11 protein-coding genes and 5 pseudogenes are annotated in these 15,954 nt (G+C 38.5%); 6 read left to right on the forward strand and 10 right to left on the reverse strand.

The window, feature by feature from the left end:
• Window positions 1–5 precede the first annotated feature (5 nt).
• The 3 genes and pseudogenes from V3224_RS02710 to hlyD form a co-directional block, all read right to left on the reverse strand.
• Window positions 6–917: pseudogene (locus V3224_RS02710) on the reverse strand (ABC transporter ATP-binding protein); the annotation flags it as partial.
• 10 nt (window positions 918–927) lie between these two features.
• The gene (locus tag V3224_RS02715) at window positions 928–1,050 is read right to left on the reverse strand and encodes a hypothetical protein (protein WP_442889752.1); all 123 of its coding nucleotides are present in this window, start codon (window positions 1,048–1,050) and stop codon (window positions 928–930) included.
• Window positions 1,051–1,238: 188 nt separating this feature from the next.
• Window positions 1,239–2,116, reverse strand: a pseudogene (gene hlyD / locus V3224_RS02720) (secretion protein HlyD); the annotation flags it as partial.
• A 248-nt stretch (window positions 2,117–2,364) separates the two neighbouring features.
• Here hlyD and V3224_RS02725 point away from each other — a divergent pair.
• From V3224_RS02725 to V3224_RS02735, 3 genes and pseudogenes are all read left to right on the forward strand, one after another.
• Window positions 2,365–3,663, forward strand: a pseudogene (locus tag V3224_RS02725) (DEAD/DEAH box helicase).
• 7 nt (window positions 3,664–3,670) lie between these two features.
• Window positions 3,671–4,612 carry a tRNA dihydrouridine(16) synthase DusC gene (dusC, locus tag V3224_RS02730; RefSeq protein ID WP_334468375.1) on the forward strand — a complete coding sequence of 314 codons (942 nt, stop codon included), beginning with the start codon at window positions 3,671–3,673 and terminating at the stop codon, window positions 4,610–4,612.
• A 418-nt stretch (window positions 4,613–5,030) separates the two neighbouring features.
• Window positions 5,031–5,282, forward strand: a complete 252-nt coding sequence (locus tag V3224_RS02735) for a GlsB/YeaQ/YmgE family stress response membrane protein (protein WP_334468376.1) — start codon at window positions 5,031–5,033, stop codon at window positions 5,280–5,282.
• Between the two features lie 72 nt (window positions 5,283–5,354).
• Here the strand turns inward: V3224_RS02735 and sseA are convergent, their stop codons facing one another.
• Complete coding sequence (gene sseA / locus V3224_RS02740) at window positions 5,355–6,200, reverse strand: 3-mercaptopyruvate sulfurtransferase (protein WP_334468378.1); 846 nt, start codon at window positions 6,198–6,200, stop codon at window positions 5,355–5,357.
• Between the two features lie 188 nt (window positions 6,201–6,388).
• Between sseA and dinG the strand changes: the two genes are divergently transcribed.
• Window positions 6,389–8,512, forward strand: a complete 2,124-nt coding sequence (dinG, locus tag V3224_RS02745) for an ATP-dependent DNA helicase DinG (protein ID WP_334468379.1) — start codon at window positions 6,389–6,391, stop codon at window positions 8,510–8,512.
• Between the two features lie 39 nt (window positions 8,513–8,551).
• Here dinG and V3224_RS02750 read toward each other — a convergent pair whose 3' ends face one another.
• The 3 genes and pseudogenes from V3224_RS02750 to V3224_RS02760 all read right to left on the reverse strand — a co-directional run.
• The gene (locus V3224_RS02750) at window positions 8,552–8,773 is read right to left on the reverse strand and encodes an alkylphosphonate utilization protein (protein WP_334468381.1); all 222 of its coding nucleotides are present in this window, start codon (window positions 8,771–8,773) and stop codon (window positions 8,552–8,554) included.
• Window positions 8,774–8,922: 149 nt separating this feature from the next.
• Window positions 8,923–9,429, reverse strand: coding sequence for a DNA starvation/stationary phase protection protein Dps (dps, locus tag V3224_RS02755; RefSeq protein ID WP_032115360.1), 507 nt, complete (start codon window positions 9,427–9,429; stop codon window positions 8,923–8,925).
• 239 nt (window positions 9,430–9,668) lie between these two features.
• Window positions 9,669–10,334: pseudogene (locus tag V3224_RS02760) on the reverse strand (EamA family transporter); the annotation flags it as partial.
• Between the two features lie 180 nt (window positions 10,335–10,514).
• On the opposite strand from V3224_RS02760, the gene V3224_RS29705 reads away from it, so the two are divergent.
• Window positions 10,515–10,736: a hypothetical protein gene (locus V3224_RS29705; protein WP_442889756.1), complete on the forward strand. Its 222-nt coding sequence runs from the start codon at window positions 10,515–10,517 to the stop codon at window positions 10,734–10,736.
• 477 nt (window positions 10,737–11,213) lie between these two features.
• Window positions 11,214–11,795, forward strand: a complete 582-nt coding sequence (locus V3224_RS02770) for a TIGR00730 family Rossman fold protein (RefSeq protein WP_334468384.1) — start codon at window positions 11,214–11,216, stop codon at window positions 11,793–11,795.
• A gap of 88 nt (window positions 11,796–11,883) precedes the next feature.
• Here V3224_RS02770 and moeB read toward each other — a convergent pair.
• From moeB to V3224_RS02785, 3 genes and pseudogenes are all read right to left on the reverse strand, one after another.
• A pseudogene (moeB, locus tag V3224_RS02775) lies at window positions 11,884–12,646 on the reverse strand (molybdopterin-synthase adenylyltransferase MoeB).
• 262 nt (window positions 12,647–12,908) lie between these two features.
• Entirely contained in the window at window positions 12,909–14,147 is a 1,239-nt protein-coding gene (moeA, locus tag V3224_RS02780; RefSeq protein ID WP_334468386.1) for a molybdopterin molybdotransferase MoeA, read from the reverse strand.
• Window positions 14,148–14,906: 759 nt separating this feature from the next.
• Window positions 14,907–15,667 (reverse strand): IS5 family transposase gene (locus V3224_RS02785; RefSeq protein WP_334468159.1). Its coding sequence is split into 2 segments (ribosomal slippage): window positions 14,907–15,329 and window positions 15,332–15,667, totalling 759 coding nucleotides; the frame shifts between segments, so codons are not numbered across the junction.
• Between the last annotated feature and the right edge of the window lie 287 nt (window positions 15,668–15,954).

The raw sequence follows: 15,954 nt of genomic DNA on the forward strand, positions 1-15,954 counted from the left end.
CTCGTGTCAATAAAAGCATCTTCGGAACGGGGTTTAGCGGTAATAAGTTTACTATCCGCTAAATTCAGACTGGCAAGGAAATCGGTTTGCTGGTTGTTTTGTTTTAAGATCAGGCGAATACAGTGCCCTTGGATAACACAATCGGTAGTTTGTGGTAATAATAGTGCATCTTGTAAGTATGCGCGGCGTTTTGATGCTGGAACTTGCAGTAAAAATGAGCGTCCAGCCATTTTATTAGTTAATGCCTGCGGTATCCCCCGATAAAGTAGTTGCCCTTGATTTAACAGTAAAATCTCTCGGCATTGTTCAGCTTCATCTAAGTAGGATGTACTCCAAAGGATCAGCATACCATCGCTTGCCAGTTCATGAACCATTCGCCAAAGCTCTTGACGTGCAATAGGATCAACACCCACGCCAGGTTCATCTAGCAACAGGATTTTTGGCCGACTGATTAATGTACAGGCCAGGCCAGGCTTCTGTTTCATGCCCCCGGACAGTTTACCTGCCAGTCGTTGGGTAAAACGGCTAAGGTCGGTAAAATCTAGTAATTGCTGATAGATTTGTTGGCGGCTTTCTCCTATCACGCCACATAAACTGGCATATAGATCCAGATTTTCTTGTACGGTGAGATCTTCATAAAGACCAAATTTTTGTGGCATATAACCAAGATGGCGACGGACGTCAACACCTTGACTAATCGGATCTAAGCCCATAATAGTGATATTACCGCTATCGGGTTTTAATAAACCAGCCAGCATACGCATTAGCGTTGTTTTTCCTGCACCATCAGGTCCAACTAAGCTGGTCACTGAACCTCCGGTGATCTCAGTGGTGAGTTTTGCCACCGCAGGTGAAGCTAAACCAGAAAAGCGTTTTTCGACCTCAGTCAATGTAATCTTATGAACAGTATTGACCATTCATTAAGCCTTAGTGTTTTTTTTCTGCAAAATGAAGCGTCACCGGCATACCCTGGCGCAACATATCGTCAGCATCATTAACAATGACCCGAATACGATAAACTAAATCGGTACGTAAGTCGGTGGTTTGCACGAGTTTCGCACCAATAAAAAAACGCTCTATTTTTAAGTTTAATTCAGCATAATATGTAAATAGATAAAACCTTATAAATTAAATATAACTTATTGTAAATTAAGTGAATTTATGCATTTCAGTAACTTGCAGATTAATCATTACTTTCAAGCCATTTCTAGAATTTTATAGGCCTGTGCGAAACTCGTGGTTTGTACACTTTTAGGCGTAAACTCTGCGGTTGGTGAGACAAAACCGATAGTGCCATGATAGGGTTGATCTGGACGACTGTCGGTATAAAGTAATACTTCTCGCCCAGGTATTGCTTCGCCGAGATAAGGTTCACTGACATAAGCTCTAACCCAGACAGGTCGGATCAATGAAACGGTAAAAAACAGTGCTGCCGGCAGTAAGAATAGTCCCTGGCTCAATGGCACGGGTTAGGATAGTACCCGGCGAGGGTGTGGTTAGTATCGTATCTGGCAGATCCAGCTTTGCTTGCGCTAATGCAGCGACCGCCTGTTCCCATTCACCTCGCGCGGCGGCTATTTTTTCAGTACGATAGCCGGTCTGAAATTGATTTAATTTATCTTTTGCTGCATTTAGCGCTGTAAGCGCTTGGTTTCGATTATTTTTCGCATTTTCCAAGTCATTGGCGGAAATCACCCGTTGTGTCCAAAGCCCTTGTTGGCGTTGGTAAAAACTATTAGCATACTTCCAGGCTGCTTGCCGTTGCGCCACTTCGGCTTCAACCTGAGCAATTTCTTGGCTACGATAACCACTTTCTAACATATCTAATTTGGCTTTTGCGCTAGCAAGAATACCTGTCGCGCGTTGCAGGCTATTTTGAAGTATTATCAAGAGAAGCTAAGATCTGACCAGCGCTAATTTTATCCCCTTCATCGACATTCAGTGTCTGAAGTTTACCGTTGACTCTGAAACTTAAGTTGACCGTTCTAATATCAACATTACCATACAGCATGAGCGTTTTATTCTGATAGGGTTGATAGTAGTAATATCCAGCCACTATAATAACGATAAGTAGGCAGATGATAGCAATAGATAATAAGCGCCGATTTTTTTTCATAGCATCCTTAAAATAGTTCAATAATATGGAATAAAATAAGGTTATGCATATTTAATTTTATCAGGTTAATGGTTATTTGATGAATTTATGTTAATTATTTTATTTCGTTTTTATTAGTTGGTGATAGCGGTTGCCAGTAATCAGTTATTTTACTGTCATTAACCGCCATTTTTAATAGCTTATAGTGATGGTTTTTATATTCAGTTGACTGAAATTAAGTCAACTGAAACTTGGAGTATTTTATATTTATGTGTTTTAACTCATTGGGTTTATCTGAAGAGATCTTATCGGCGATTAAAGCGGTCGGATACGAAAAGCCGACTTTAATTCAGCAGCAGGCGATCCCAGCCATATTAGCTGGAAAAGATCTGTTGGCCAGCGCGCAAACAGGAACAGGTAAAACCGCCGGATTTGTTTTACCTATATTACAGCATCTTAGTCATACGCCTGTTGTTGTAAAAGGCAAAAAACCGGTCAGGGCGTTAATTTTGGCACCAACTCGTGAATTAGCCGCTCAGGTTGGAGAAAATGTGCGTGAATATAGCCAATTTTTGCGCTTAAAATCGCTGGTGGTTTTTGGTGGTGTTAGTGTCAACCTACAAATGATGAAATTACGGGGAGGAGTTGACATTTTAGTGGCAACCCCAGGTCGTTTGCTTGATTTAGTGCAGCAAAATGCCGTTAGTTTGTCAAAGGTTGATATTTTAGTATTAGATGAAGCTGATTGAATGTTAGATATGGGATTTATTCATGATATTCGACGGATATTAAATAAATTACCGGCAAAACGCCAAAATTTACTTTTTTCAGCCACTTTTTCTAACCAAATTAAACAGTTGGCAAATGGCTTACTGCATAATCCGACCATATTGGAAGTGGCACCACGTAATTCCGCTTCACAGCAGGTCAAACAGCTTATTCATTTTGTTGATAAGAGACGTAAAGCTGAATTGCTTTCTTATCTGATTGGCAGTGAAAACTGGCAGCAGGTATTGGTTTTCACCCGCACTAAATTTGGCGCTAATCGCTTAACTGAACATCTGATTAAGGATGGCATTAAAGCGATGGCGATCCATGGTAATAAAAGCCAAGGCGCGCGAACGCGGGCGCTGGCAGATTTTAAATCAGGCGCGATTAGAGTTCTGGTAGCAACCGATATTGCTGCCAGGGGATTGGACATTGAACAGCTACCCTATGTGGTGAATTACGAATTACCCAATGTAGCAGAGGATTATGTCCATCGCATTGGGCGTACTGGGCGGGCGGCAGCGACCGGTTTAGCAGTTTCGCTAGTTGCTATTGATGAGCAAAGTTTATTAATAGCGATTGAGCGATTGTTAAAACAGAGTATCCCGCGTATGGCACTCGCAGGCTATGAACCTGATCCGACTATTAAGCCAGAACCAACGCCAAAAAAGAGCCCAGCAAGCAAACAACGCAGACATAAATCGGTAGCAAAAGCTTCTCATGCTAAGAGTAAACCACTAAAACAACCGACAACCAGCAACGTTAATACTAAAGCTTTAGCACCAAAAAAATCCAGGTAGAGGATAAATGCGAATATTACTCGCCCCGATGGAAGGGGTTCTCGACTCTTTGGTGCGTCAGCTATTAACTGAAGTTAACGAATATGATCTTTGTATCACCGAATTTTTGCGGGTAGTGGATAGTTTATTGCCAACCAAAACATTTTATCGAATTTGCCCTGAATTATATCAAGCAAGTAAAACTGTATCAGGTACATTAGTACGTATTCAATTACTGGGTCAGCATCCGCAATGGTTAGCTGAAAATGCGGCACGAGCAGTAGAGTTAGGCTCTTGGGGGGTGGATTTCAATTGTGGCTGCCCGTCTCCGACAGTTAATGGCCATGGCGGTGGGGCGACACTACTAAAGGATCCTGAGCGGATATATCAGGCAGCTAAGGCGATTCGGGCGGCAGTACCTACGAATTTACCTACTTCAGTAAAAGTCAGGTTAGGTTGGGATGATCGTTGTCTGGCATTTGAAATTGCCGATGCGGTGCAACAGGCTGGCACGACAGAAATTATCATTCATGGTCGAACTAAGGCAGAGGGGTATCGGGCAGAAAAAATCGATTGGCTAACCATCGGCCAGATACGCCAAAAATTAACTATACCGGTTATCGCCAATGGCGAAATTTGGGATTGGCATAGTGCAAATGAGTGCAGGGCGATAACCGGCTGTGACGCGTTGATGATTGGCCGAGGTGGATTACATGTTCCTAACCTGGCTCAAGTGATCAAATATCAAGCTGAACCGATGGCTTGGCCGCAGGTTATGCAAATTCTGTTTAAATATATTCAGCTGGAAAAACAAGGTGATAGAGGTCAATATCACGCAGCGCGTATTAAACAGTGGTTAGGTTATTTGCGTAAAAAGTATGTTGAAGCGGCTGAGTTATTTAATCAGATCAGAGTAGAGAAAAAATCAGCCGCTATTGCTAATATAATTGAACGTCATACTTTTTGTTGACTTGTCACAACCATAGTTAAAAAACAGTATAAAATACAACATATTATAAGACACCTAATCGACTAATATAAACACGAGTTTCGCACAGGCCTATAAAATTCTAGAAATGGCTTAAAAGTAATGATTAATCTGCAAGTTACTGAAATGCATAAATTTACTTAATTTACAATACGTTATATTTAATTTATAAGGTTTTATCTATTTACATATTATGCTGAATTAAACTTAAAAATAGAGCGTTTTTTTATTGGTGCGAAACTCGTGATAAAATGATTATCACAAATTTTTGATAAAAAATAGCTTATCTATTTGCATTTCTGGCGGTTAGGTTCTTTATTAAAAAGTGTTCATATATTTGAAATGTTAGCAAGTTAGTTTTTTAACTTATTTGATATGTTGGATATTTCGGAGGGTGTGTATGGGTATTTTGTCCTGGGTTATTTTTGGTTTGATCGCTGGTATTATTGCTAAGTGGGTCATGCCAGGTGCTTACAATATGGGGATTATCATGACCATTATCCTCGGTATTGTCGGCGCAGTTGTCGGCGGTTATATCAGTAACTTCTTTGGTAAAGGCAAAGTGGATGGCTTTAATTTAAGCAGTTTTATTGTTGCCGTAATTGGTGCTATCGTTGTCCTTTTTATCGCCGGAATGGTCGGTCGCCCATAGCCCACTATCTAAAGATAATAAGCATTTCTCATATAAAAACATAACTGCCAGCTTAGCAGTTATGTTTTTATTTTACTTCGTTTCAATCGGTAATCCATTATCTTGGCCCCATTCAGCCCATGAGCCATCATAAAGTTTGACATTCTTATTACCCAAAAGTATTAAAGCAGCAAGTAACACTACAGCGGCAGTCATACCAGAACCACAGCTAATGACTGTGGGCTGCATAATGTCAACCTGTTGTTTGGCAAAAATAGCTTTTAACTCTGCCGGTGATTTATAACAACCTTCCTTGACTAACCAATCCCAAGGAACATTCTTACTGCCTGGCAGATGTCCCATCCGTAATCCTGGGCGCGGTTCTGGCTGCTGTGCACTGAAACGGGCAGTGGGGCGTGCATCGATAAATTGGACATTAGGTTGTTGAAGAAGGGTGATGACTTGTTGTTGGGATAAAGCTTGATCAGTAATACATTTAGCAATGAACTGCTGTCTTTCACGTACCACAGACATACCGGAGTCTAGCGAATAGCCCGCTTTTTTCCATCCGCATAGCCCTCCGGCTAAAATTTTAACATTATTACAGCCTAATGTTTTAAAGGTCCACCAGGCGCGCGGGGCGGAAAATAGTGCGCCTTGATCATAAATAACAACTTTATGATGATTGCTGATGCCTAATTGCTCAACCGCTTGAGTGAAAGTTATTTCATCAGGTAGCATATGAGGCAGATTATTACTTTGGTCAGCAACAGTATCCAAATTGAAAAATTGCGCACTGGGAATATGTTCTTGATAATATCGTTGTTGATAATCAGTTGGATCGGTAGGTGGCGGCGCAGAAGCATCAACTAGGACAATATTTTCATCCGTTAAATGCCGATGAAGCCATTGCGGGCTAACAAAAAATGCTTCGTACATAATACCCTTCTATAATAAGCAATAATTTAACTTGGGGTTGAGTGTTAACTAAAACTAGTATATCTATTTTTTGTGAGAAATTAAATCTGGATTAAATTTTTATCTTATTGATAAAACACTATGATAAATTTAATATTTTTATCGTTTTATACTCATCAAAATGGTTGATATTTTTATATAAGATTTCTATGGCGCTATCTAACACAATTAAAAATCAGATAAGTCTTTGGTATAAATCGCTATCGACTTATATTGACGGCTTTATTCCACGTATTGCCCAACGGCAAATGATCGCCGAAGTAGCTAAGACATTATCAGGTGAACAAGGCCGTCATCTGGTTATTGAAGCACCAACCGGAGTGGGGAAAACCCTATCTTATCTAATTGCGGGTATTGCTATTAGTCGGGCAAATAGCAAGCACTTAGTCATCAGTACGGCCAATATTGCCTTGCAAGATCAAATTTTACATAAAGATCTCCCTTTGTTGGCTAAAATTATTCCTGATCTACGATTTATTGCTATTTTTGGCCGTAGGCGTTATTTGTGCCCACACAATTTGACTGCTATTTGTGCGGCAGATCAGCCGCAGATTGACTTGATGTTGTTATTGCAGCAGGAGATGGCGGTAACCAGTCAACAAGAGCGCACAGTTTGTCAGCAGCTACATGCTGATTTTATCGCCGGTCATTGGGATGGGGTAAGAGATCATTATAAAACAGCGTTAGATGATAGTTTATGGCAAAAAATCAGTACCGATAAAGTTGGATGTTTAGCCAGAAATTGTCAGTTTTATCATTGCTGTCCATTTTTTTTGGCCAGATGGAAAATTGAGCAAGTTGATGTCATCGTTACTAATCATGCATTGGTGATGGCAGCGATGGAAAGTGGCTCGGTTTTACCTGAGGCTAAAAAGATGTTGTTAGTCCTTGATGAAGGGCATCATATCGCAGATGTAGCCCGAGATATCTTAGAAGTTGAAGCGAATATTACTTTACCTCATCTGACCGCGCAGTTAGATAATTTTGTACGTCACATAGAGCACTATTTGAGCCACTACTGCCCAGTTAAACCACCAAAACTCGCCAAAACTAATCATTTAATCCGGCACAGACAAAAATTAATTGATTGCTTTAGTCAGGTTATGGCTATTACTCAGCATTTATTACCTGACAATAGTCAGGATCCGATTTATCTGTTTAAATTAGGCCAATTACCAGAGGAATTAGATGTTTGTTGCCAACAACTTTTGCAACTCAGCCATGATTTTGTTGTACTTACTGAAAAAATAGTCGAGCGCTTGTCTGAACAAACTGGCAAACATGATGCTGCTACTTTGCATCGTAGCCTGTTAATCAGCAGTAAGATGCTCAGTTATTGGCAAAATATGGTTAAACTTTGGCGTTTAGCTGGCTGTGAAACGTCATCAAATGCGCCAGTATCCAAATGGTTGAGCCGTCATTATGACAAAAATCAGTTACATTACTATTTTCATTGTGCGGGAATACGGGTCAATGAACAGTTAAATCAGCTGTTATGGCAAAATATTCCACACATCATAGTGACTTCAGCCACTTTACGTTCATTAGATAGTTATGCTCGTTTCACGGAGTTAACCGGGTTAAATGAGCGTGAAGATGATCGCTTTGTTAGTTTAGAAGCTTCTTTTAATCATGTTAAACAAGGGCAATTAGTGATCCCTAAAATGTCAATCGAACCGACTTGGCAAAATGAAATATTACACTTAGCGGAAATGGCTGATTATTTTAAACAACAACTCCAGTCTGGCAAACATCGTGGCATCCTATTTTTGTTTAGTAGTCAACGAGCAATGGAAGGCTTTTTGAATCAAATTAACGAGTTACGCGAGCAATTGTTGGTTCAGGGTGATAAACCGCGTTATCGGTTGGTCGAAACTCATTGTCAACGTGTGGATCAAGGACTCACTAGTGTGTTAGTTGGATTACAATCCTTTGCTGAAGGTTTGGATCTTAAAGGCGATTATTTATCGCAGGTACATATTCAAAAAATTTCTTTTCCACCGATCACAAACCCGATCATTATTACTGAAAATGAATGGTTAAAAACATTAAATCTTTATCCATTTGAAGTACAAAGTTTGCCAACTGCCTCATTCACGTTAATTCAGCAAGTCGGTCGCTTGATCCGTAGCCATGATTGTTATGGTGAGATTGTTATCTATGATAAACGACTAAGAACCAAGCAGTATGGTGCTCGTTTATTAGCTTCATTACCGGTGTTTCCGATAGTTGAACCAGAAATATCCTCGACACTTCCTAAAGAAACGGAGTAATAAGCCTTTTTATCTGCTACTTATTACTCCTTATTGAAATTAGCTGATTTTTTTCAGAAAGCAGGTTTTTAGCACTAAACCTTTAATTCCTTCTGCATTACACTCAATTTCATCTTTATTTTGGGTTAGGCGAATGTTTTTTATTGCCGTGCCTCGTTTTAGGGTTTTTGATGTTCCTTTAACTTTGAGATCTTTTATAACTTGCACACTATACCCATCGCTTAAGTGTGCGCCATTAGCATCTTTAACGACAATATCCATGAAAATCCTTATTAATTGCAAACAATGCTAACAATTATAGTAAAAAAATTGATTAATATTAAGTGGATAAATAAACATAAAAAAGCCACACTCCTGTGTGGCTAAATGACGACATTTTGTTTTTATATAGTTATCGAGAGATACAACGGTTATTTTTCAATATTGGCTTCGATAAACCAGAGATATTTATCCAGATCACGAGAAGCGCCCGTGAGAATATCTTCAGCATCCACTTCACCAACTTCATCAATTGCTTTACGAACATTATTGGCAACCACCGCAGCACGATCGGCCAAGGCTTTCAAATGATCTTGTACATCGTGAATATTGGTTGGGTATGCTTTTAATGGTGTATGGCCATGAACACTCTCTATTGTGCCCATAGCTGTACCACCCATTTGTACCACGCGTTCCGCTAATTCATCTTGATGTTCTAAAATAGAGGAATTAAATTCATCTAATAATTCATGAACAGCAATAAAGTTTCTACCGCGCAGATTCCAATGTGCTTGTTTTGTCATCAATGACAGATTAATAAGTTGTGCAACTAGCGGGTTTAAAACAGAAATAGCGTGTTTTTTAGTACTATCACTAATATCATTACGGGTATAAAGTAAATCAATTTTCGGTACTTTAACTAATTTAGCTGTGCTCATTATTACGCTCCCGTTATATCAAATAATGTATTAATACTTTATCTAAACAATAACTTATTATTAATCAATAGTCTTATCATTTGATCCTATTAAATTGATAGGTAATATTGATGTAAGCGTTATTTTATTACTTACAATTATAAATATGGTGATAAAAAATAGGAATGCAAGGGAAATTAGCAACAAGTTACAGTGTGAATTTAGGCTTGAATTCACACTGTTTAAGCGTGAAAAACGACTTAATTGATTTCAACCGTTTCGTTTTTTGTTTTCATGGTAGATGCTGAACCAATTGATGCGCCAATGATACAAAATAGCGCGAACCACTGGGTTAATGTTAAGTGTTCATTAAGAAATATCATGCCCATAAAGGCCCCCATTGCGGGTTCCAAACTCATTAAGGTACTAAATGTTTTCGCCGGCATACGTGTTAGGGCAAACATTTCAAGCGTGTAAGGGAAGGCCGTTGACAAAATAGCCACCGCAAGTGCAATTGGTAGAATTGACAGATCAAATAGCGGTTCAATGCCAACGGTAAGAAGACCGACCGGAAAAAAAATCAATGTCGAGATAAACGAACCTAAAGCCACTGTTGCTGTACCATAACCCGCCCCAGCCCGCTGACCAAAGATGATATACGTTCCCCAGCAAATACCGGCAGCTAAAGCATATGTAACACCAACTGGATCTAAACTATTAATATTGTTTCTAAAAGGTAGTAGAAAGGCTAATCCAACAATAACCATTAATATCCAAACAAAGTCAATCGCGCGGCGAGATGAGAACATTGCTACGGCTAAAGGGCCGGTGAACTCTAATGCCACAGCGATCCCTAATGGGATCCTTTCTAGCGATAGATAAAACAGCGAATTTATTGAGCCTAAGTAGATACCATAAATAACTAAATCACGAGTTTCGCACAGGCCTATAAAATTCTAGAAATGGCTTAAAAGTAATGATTAATCTGCAAGTTACTGAAATGCATAAATTCACTTAATTTACAATAAGTTATATTTAATTTATAAGGTTTTATCTATTTACATATTATGCTGAATTAAACTTAAAAATAGAGCGTTTTTTTATTGGTGCGAAACTCGTGTAAATGTTTTAATGAATGGCCGCGTAACTTTTTTCGCCAAGGCTTAAAAATTATAAAAAGAATAATCGTTGCCAAAAATAGTCTTAAAGCTGTTACGCCAAGTGCACCGATAGTTGGAAATAGACTTTTTGCTAATGAAGCTCCACTTTGTATTGATATCATTGCGCATAGCAACAACAATACGGGCAACAGCGTTTTACGCTTTTGATTTAAGACAAATGACATCTGGAGGTAACCTCAAAAATAGAGAACAAAATAAATGTTAGGAAACTAAATCACGAGTTTCGCACAGGCCTATAAAATTCTAGAAATGGCTTAAAAGTAATGATTAATCTGCAAGTTACTGAAATGCATAAATTCACTTAATTTACAATAAGTTATATTTAATTTATAAGGTTTTATCTATTTACATATTATGCTGAATTAAACTTAAAAATAGAGCGTTTTTTATTGGTGCGAAACTCGTGTAAATAATAACTCAGTAACAGCAAGATTTGCTTAATGATATTGTGTAATTATTACATAAAAGATAAGTAAACAAATATTCTTTTCAATGCCGATTGTAAATAGGATATTCACTATAATAATTGTTAATTTTAAAAAAGAAATGACATGAAAAATATTTATGCGTTTGTTAGATTTGATTAATGTCTGCTAAGGCTGAAATTAGTAAATTTAAGTTAATGTGGATAAGATAAATAGTGTAACAGTTTATTGCGGATCTAGTGTAGGAGCCAGTGATATTTATCAACAGCAGGCAATTGCATTGGCATCCGAACTGGTTAACAGAAAAATAACGCTGGTTTATGGCGGTGGCCGCGTCGGTATTATGGGTGTTTTAGCTAACTCGGTATTGGAGCAAGGTGGTCGAGTGGTTGGTGTAATGCCTAATTTATTAGTTGAACGTGAGATTTCTCATACTGGTCTGAGTGAAATCCATATTGTCGATACTATGCATCAACGTAAGCAGAAAATGATTGATTTGGCTGATGGGTTTATTGCGCTACCGGGGGGATTTGGTACCCTGGAAGAATTTAGTGAAGTTTTTACTTGGGGTCAAATTGGCTTACATACAAAACCATGTGGCTTACTAAATGTTAATAATTATTGGGCACCGTTAGTTGCTATGATAGAAAAAATGGCTGATGAAAAGTTTTTACAAGAAAAATATCGACATATGGCGATTGTTGAAGATAAGGCGGCCAATTTACTTGATCGTTTTTTACACTATACGGCACCTTCAGTAAAAACTTATGATGATCTATAGCTGTGTTAAGTTTCCATCACTTGGTTAGCACTAATAAAATAAATAATTAAAAAGTGATATATTGGTTTCACAGCTATAAAAGTTAGCTCTATATGTTGGTTGCCTGACAGGCTTCACAATTAGGATCAGGCATTAAATTAATCGTTCGAAATTCTGTTGACATAGCATCATAAAATAGCACTTTTCCGCTGATAATTTTACCATAGTTAGTGAGTAATTTTAATGTTTCCATCGCTTGCAAGCTACCAATAATACCAACCAGTGGAGACATAACGCCGGTTTCGATGCAAGAGAGATTATTTTCACCAAATAAACGGCTTAAAACAGTGATAGCAGGGGGTATTATCTTGATAAGTTAATACCACCAGTTGTCCTTCCATGCGAATAGCTGCACCTGATACTAATGGGCGTTTTAACGTTAAACATAGGCGTTTAAGCTGTTCGCGAATAGTCACATTATCGGTACAATCAACAACTACATTTTGTTGTTTGATTAAAGTATTCAGTTCATATTCTGCCAGTTTTCTATTAACCGTAGAAATTTCTATGTGCGGATTTATTTTATGTAATGCGGTTTTGGCCGAGTCAACTTTTGCGTTACCGATAGATTGGTCGTTATATAGGATTTGCCGTTGCAAATTTGATAGAGAGACGGTATCAAAATCCAATAGTGTTAGTTGCCCAATGCCTGCTGCGGCTAAATATTGAGCGGCGGCACAACCTAAACCACCCATTCCGACAATTAATACTTTTGCTGTTTTTAATTTTTCTTGTCCGTCAAAATCGAAATTTTGTAAAATAATTTGGCGATTATAACGGAGTAACTCTTGGTCAGATAATTCAATAGCCATATTTATTCACTTATTAATAACCTGAGTTCGGGATAAGCGTTAGTTATGAGAAAATAAAAATAGCTCATTTATCAATAAAAACCTTTTAAAATCAATAAAATGATAAAAAAAGGAATATTTTTAGTTGGTTGTAGGTTAAAAAATAAGCTATTTTCTCTGCTAAAATCATGAAAAAAGCCAAAATTTAGCACTGTTTTATGTAATAATTTTAATTTAAGTAATTGAATATATAATGAAAAAATTTATATTCCTTATCCCGAACTCAGGTTATTAATAAATGATTAAAATACTCAATATCAACTAATTCACCTGCGTTAACCGTGCCACATTTTTGCTCTAAAACGATAAAACAGTTACTTTGGTTAAATGAACTCAAAATGTGTGAACCTTGCTGTGGCATGGGGGTTACCTCTAATTCGGCTTGAGAATTTACCCTGGCAACTCCTCGTTGGAACTCAAGGCGTCCTGGTGATGTTTTTATCAGGCTGGTGGTGCGCGCTTTTAAATAGGGCGTTCTTTGCCATTGGCTAAAAGCGGAAAGGTGATTAATAATGGGTTGTACCAGTTGATAAAAGGTGACTATAGCGGATACAGCATTACCGGGTAAACCACAAAACCAGGCAGATTTTAGTTTACCAAAGGCAAATGGTTTACCGGGTTTGATTGCCAGTTGCCAAAAATTGATGCTGCCTATTTCATTAAGGATCTGCTTGGTATAATCAACTTCCCCCACCGACACACCACCGCTGCTAATAACCAGATCGGCTTGTTGGTCCGCTTGTTCAAACGCTTGATAGAGTTTGTCAGGCTTATCGGCAATAATCCCTAAATCAATCACTTGGCAGTTCATTTTTTCTAACATTAAGCGTATTGCCAGCCGATTGGTATCATAGATTTGACCGGCAGCCAATGGCTGGCCAATAGTTTGTAGTTCATCGCCAGTAGAGAAAATAGCCACTTTCAACTGGCGAAAAACTTCAATCTCGCTGACCCCCAATGATGCAACAAGGGATATCTGAGTGGCGGAAAGTTTGCTGCCTATTGTTAAGACTGTATCACCTTGTCGAATATCTTCGCCGGCAAAACGAATATTACTAGCTGGTTTTATTGGCTGAATGAAACTAATGGCATTATCAACTAACTGGGTGTTTTCTTGCATGATGATCGTATCAACGCCAGAGGGGATCGGCGCTCCTGTCATAATGCGAATACAAGACTTGGCTGGCAGCGGATCGCGAAAAGCAGAACCAGCTAGCGCTGTACCCGCAACAACCAATGGGGCGGCGTCATGCCAATCATTAAAGCGTATTGCATAACCATCCATGGCTGAATTATCGAATGGAGGGACATTAATTGGGGATATCATTTCTCTGGCAGTAATGCGATTAATTGATTCTGTTAGTGGGATAATTTCTTTTTCTGCAATTGGGGTGATTAGGGTAAATATATTATTTAATACTTCCTTCAGCGATAATAATTGGTCGGTATGATAATGCTCCATATCTGGCTCCAAATAATACTACCGTTTTGACTGATATTGGCATAATTTTGCCAAATATTTTCAGTGCATTATGACAACAATCTCACTTATTAACAAAGAAGTTATCTACTATAAAAAATAATAAAATATTAGATAAAAAATAGAGCTGACTGAAATTACACGCTTAATATTAAAATTTGCCGCAGCAAATTATTTTTATATTAGGCGTGCATCAAGCAAAATGTTTTTTATAAATTCATTCATCAAACCGATCTGTTACAAACATGTAAAATAAAAGAGATACTGAGTCCGTTTAATTTATCACCAGAACAGTTATTAATTATGAAATATTTATCGGAAGAGGATGGAATCAATTAAACCATTATTTCTGATAAGTTAATTCAACATGTTAAAAAATCAGTTATGGATCAACTGAAAAAGAAATTAATAATCTGATAGAAATACTAACAAAAATACAAAATAGTCTAAATAATGCCGATCTTTTTTAAATAATTATTCAATTTCGCCTATTGTTTGCGTTCTTATCGATTTTGCGTTCTTAATGATCGATCAGCCAGTCTTTCATAACAGGAAAACCATCACCGAACATTTTTTAATCTTTATATGCTTAAACAATAGGCTATTAAAAATCTGAACGCTATGGTTAAAATAATTTCTTTGCTGTCACCCACAATAAATAACAATATAAATATACAAAAACGACGGCCACTATTTATTGTGTTGTGATATTAAAGCAATCAATTTTGCTAGGGCCTGTCATCAAATAAGCCAGACGACGGCAGCGGCCAGATGGATAGCGCCAAGAAAGTTGATGGCGGTTTTATCGTAACGGGTAGCAATAGCGCGATACTGCTTCAGTCGAGCAAAGAAGTTTTCGACTAAATGGCGAGCTTTGTAGAGGTGTTTGTCATACGTGCGGTGTTGTTTTCGGTTCGAGCGAGATGGGATCACTACCGCCTTGCCTTTGTCTTTCAATGGCTGGACAAGGCGCTCTTGAGCATCGTAGCCTTTATCGGCAATAATCGTTTGGCCTTGTGTATCCTCAAGCAACACATCGGCACCTTCTAGGTCGTGGGCCTGGCCCGGCGTAAGATGAAAGCCTGTAGGGTTACCGAGAGCATCGACTGTGACATGAATTTTGGTGCTTAACCCACCGCGACTACGCCCGATAGCTTGTTTGTCTGTATCCCCCCTTTTGCTCCAGCGCTATGCTGATGGGCCCGCACTATAGTCGAGTCAATCATCGCATACTCGTTGTCAGCATCCTGCGCCAGGGCGTTGAAAATGCGCTCCCATACGCCAGTCTTGCTCCAGCGTGAGTGACGTAAGTGCACAATACGAAAGTCGCCAAAACGTTCGGGCAGGTCTCTCCAAGGAATACCTGTTCGATAACGGTAGATCACCGCCTCTACGAACAACCGGTTGTTACGTGCGGTCATGCCCACATGGCCTTTCCGTCCAGGAAGGAATGTCTCAATCCGAGCCCATTGATCATCTCGAAGTGCATAGCGACGCGTCATCTCTTTCTCTTTGGCCGAAGTGGATAATCATATATGGGGCATATCATACACGTTTATCCCGACATTTGATGACAGGCCCTAGCTAACAGGCTCATCTTTTTTGATAAAATATTTAGTCGCAACTCGATGGGTTTAAAATGAGGCTATAGTCAGTAAATCGATTATTTGTAGTAATATAAATTGATGTTTTTATATAAATGAACAGAAAAAACAAAGAATAAATAGTGACTCTGATATGAAAATTAGCGCGATATAAAAAATATTTTGTTAGGATAGGCTATTGTAAT

The sequence above is a fragment of the Arsenophonus sp. PmNCSU2021_1 genome, assembly GCF_036919435.1.
GTDB lineage: Bacteria > Pseudomonadota > Gammaproteobacteria > Enterobacterales > Enterobacteriaceae > Arsenophonus > Arsenophonus nilaparvatae.

Excerpts from the sequence above, each read along its gene's own strand:
- V3224_RS02750 (WP_334468381.1), bottom strand. The coding sequence starts at position 8,773 with ATGGATATTGTCGTTAAAGATGCTAATGGCGCACACTTAAGCGATGGG.
- dps (WP_032115360.1), bottom strand. The coding sequence starts at position 9,429 with ATGAGCACAGCTAAATTAGTTAAAGTACCGAAAATTGATTTACTTTAT.
- dinG (WP_334468379.1), top strand. The coding sequence starts at position 6,389 with ATGGCGCTATCTAACACAATTAAAAATCAGATAAGTCTTTGGTATAAA.
- dusC (WP_334468375.1), top strand. The coding sequence starts at position 3,671 with ATGCGAATATTACTCGCCCCGATGGAAGGGGTTCTCGACTCTTTGGTG.
- moeA (WP_334468386.1), bottom strand. The coding sequence starts at position 14,147 with ATGGAGCATTATCATACCGACCAATTATTATCGCTGAAGGAAGTATTA.
- V3224_RS02735 (WP_334468376.1), top strand. The coding sequence starts at position 5,031 with ATGGGTATTTTGTCCTGGGTTATTTTTGGTTTGATCGCTGGTATTATT.
- sseA (WP_334468378.1), bottom strand. The coding sequence starts at position 6,200 with ATGTACGAAGCATTTTTTGTTAGCCCGCAATGGCTTCATCGGCATTTA.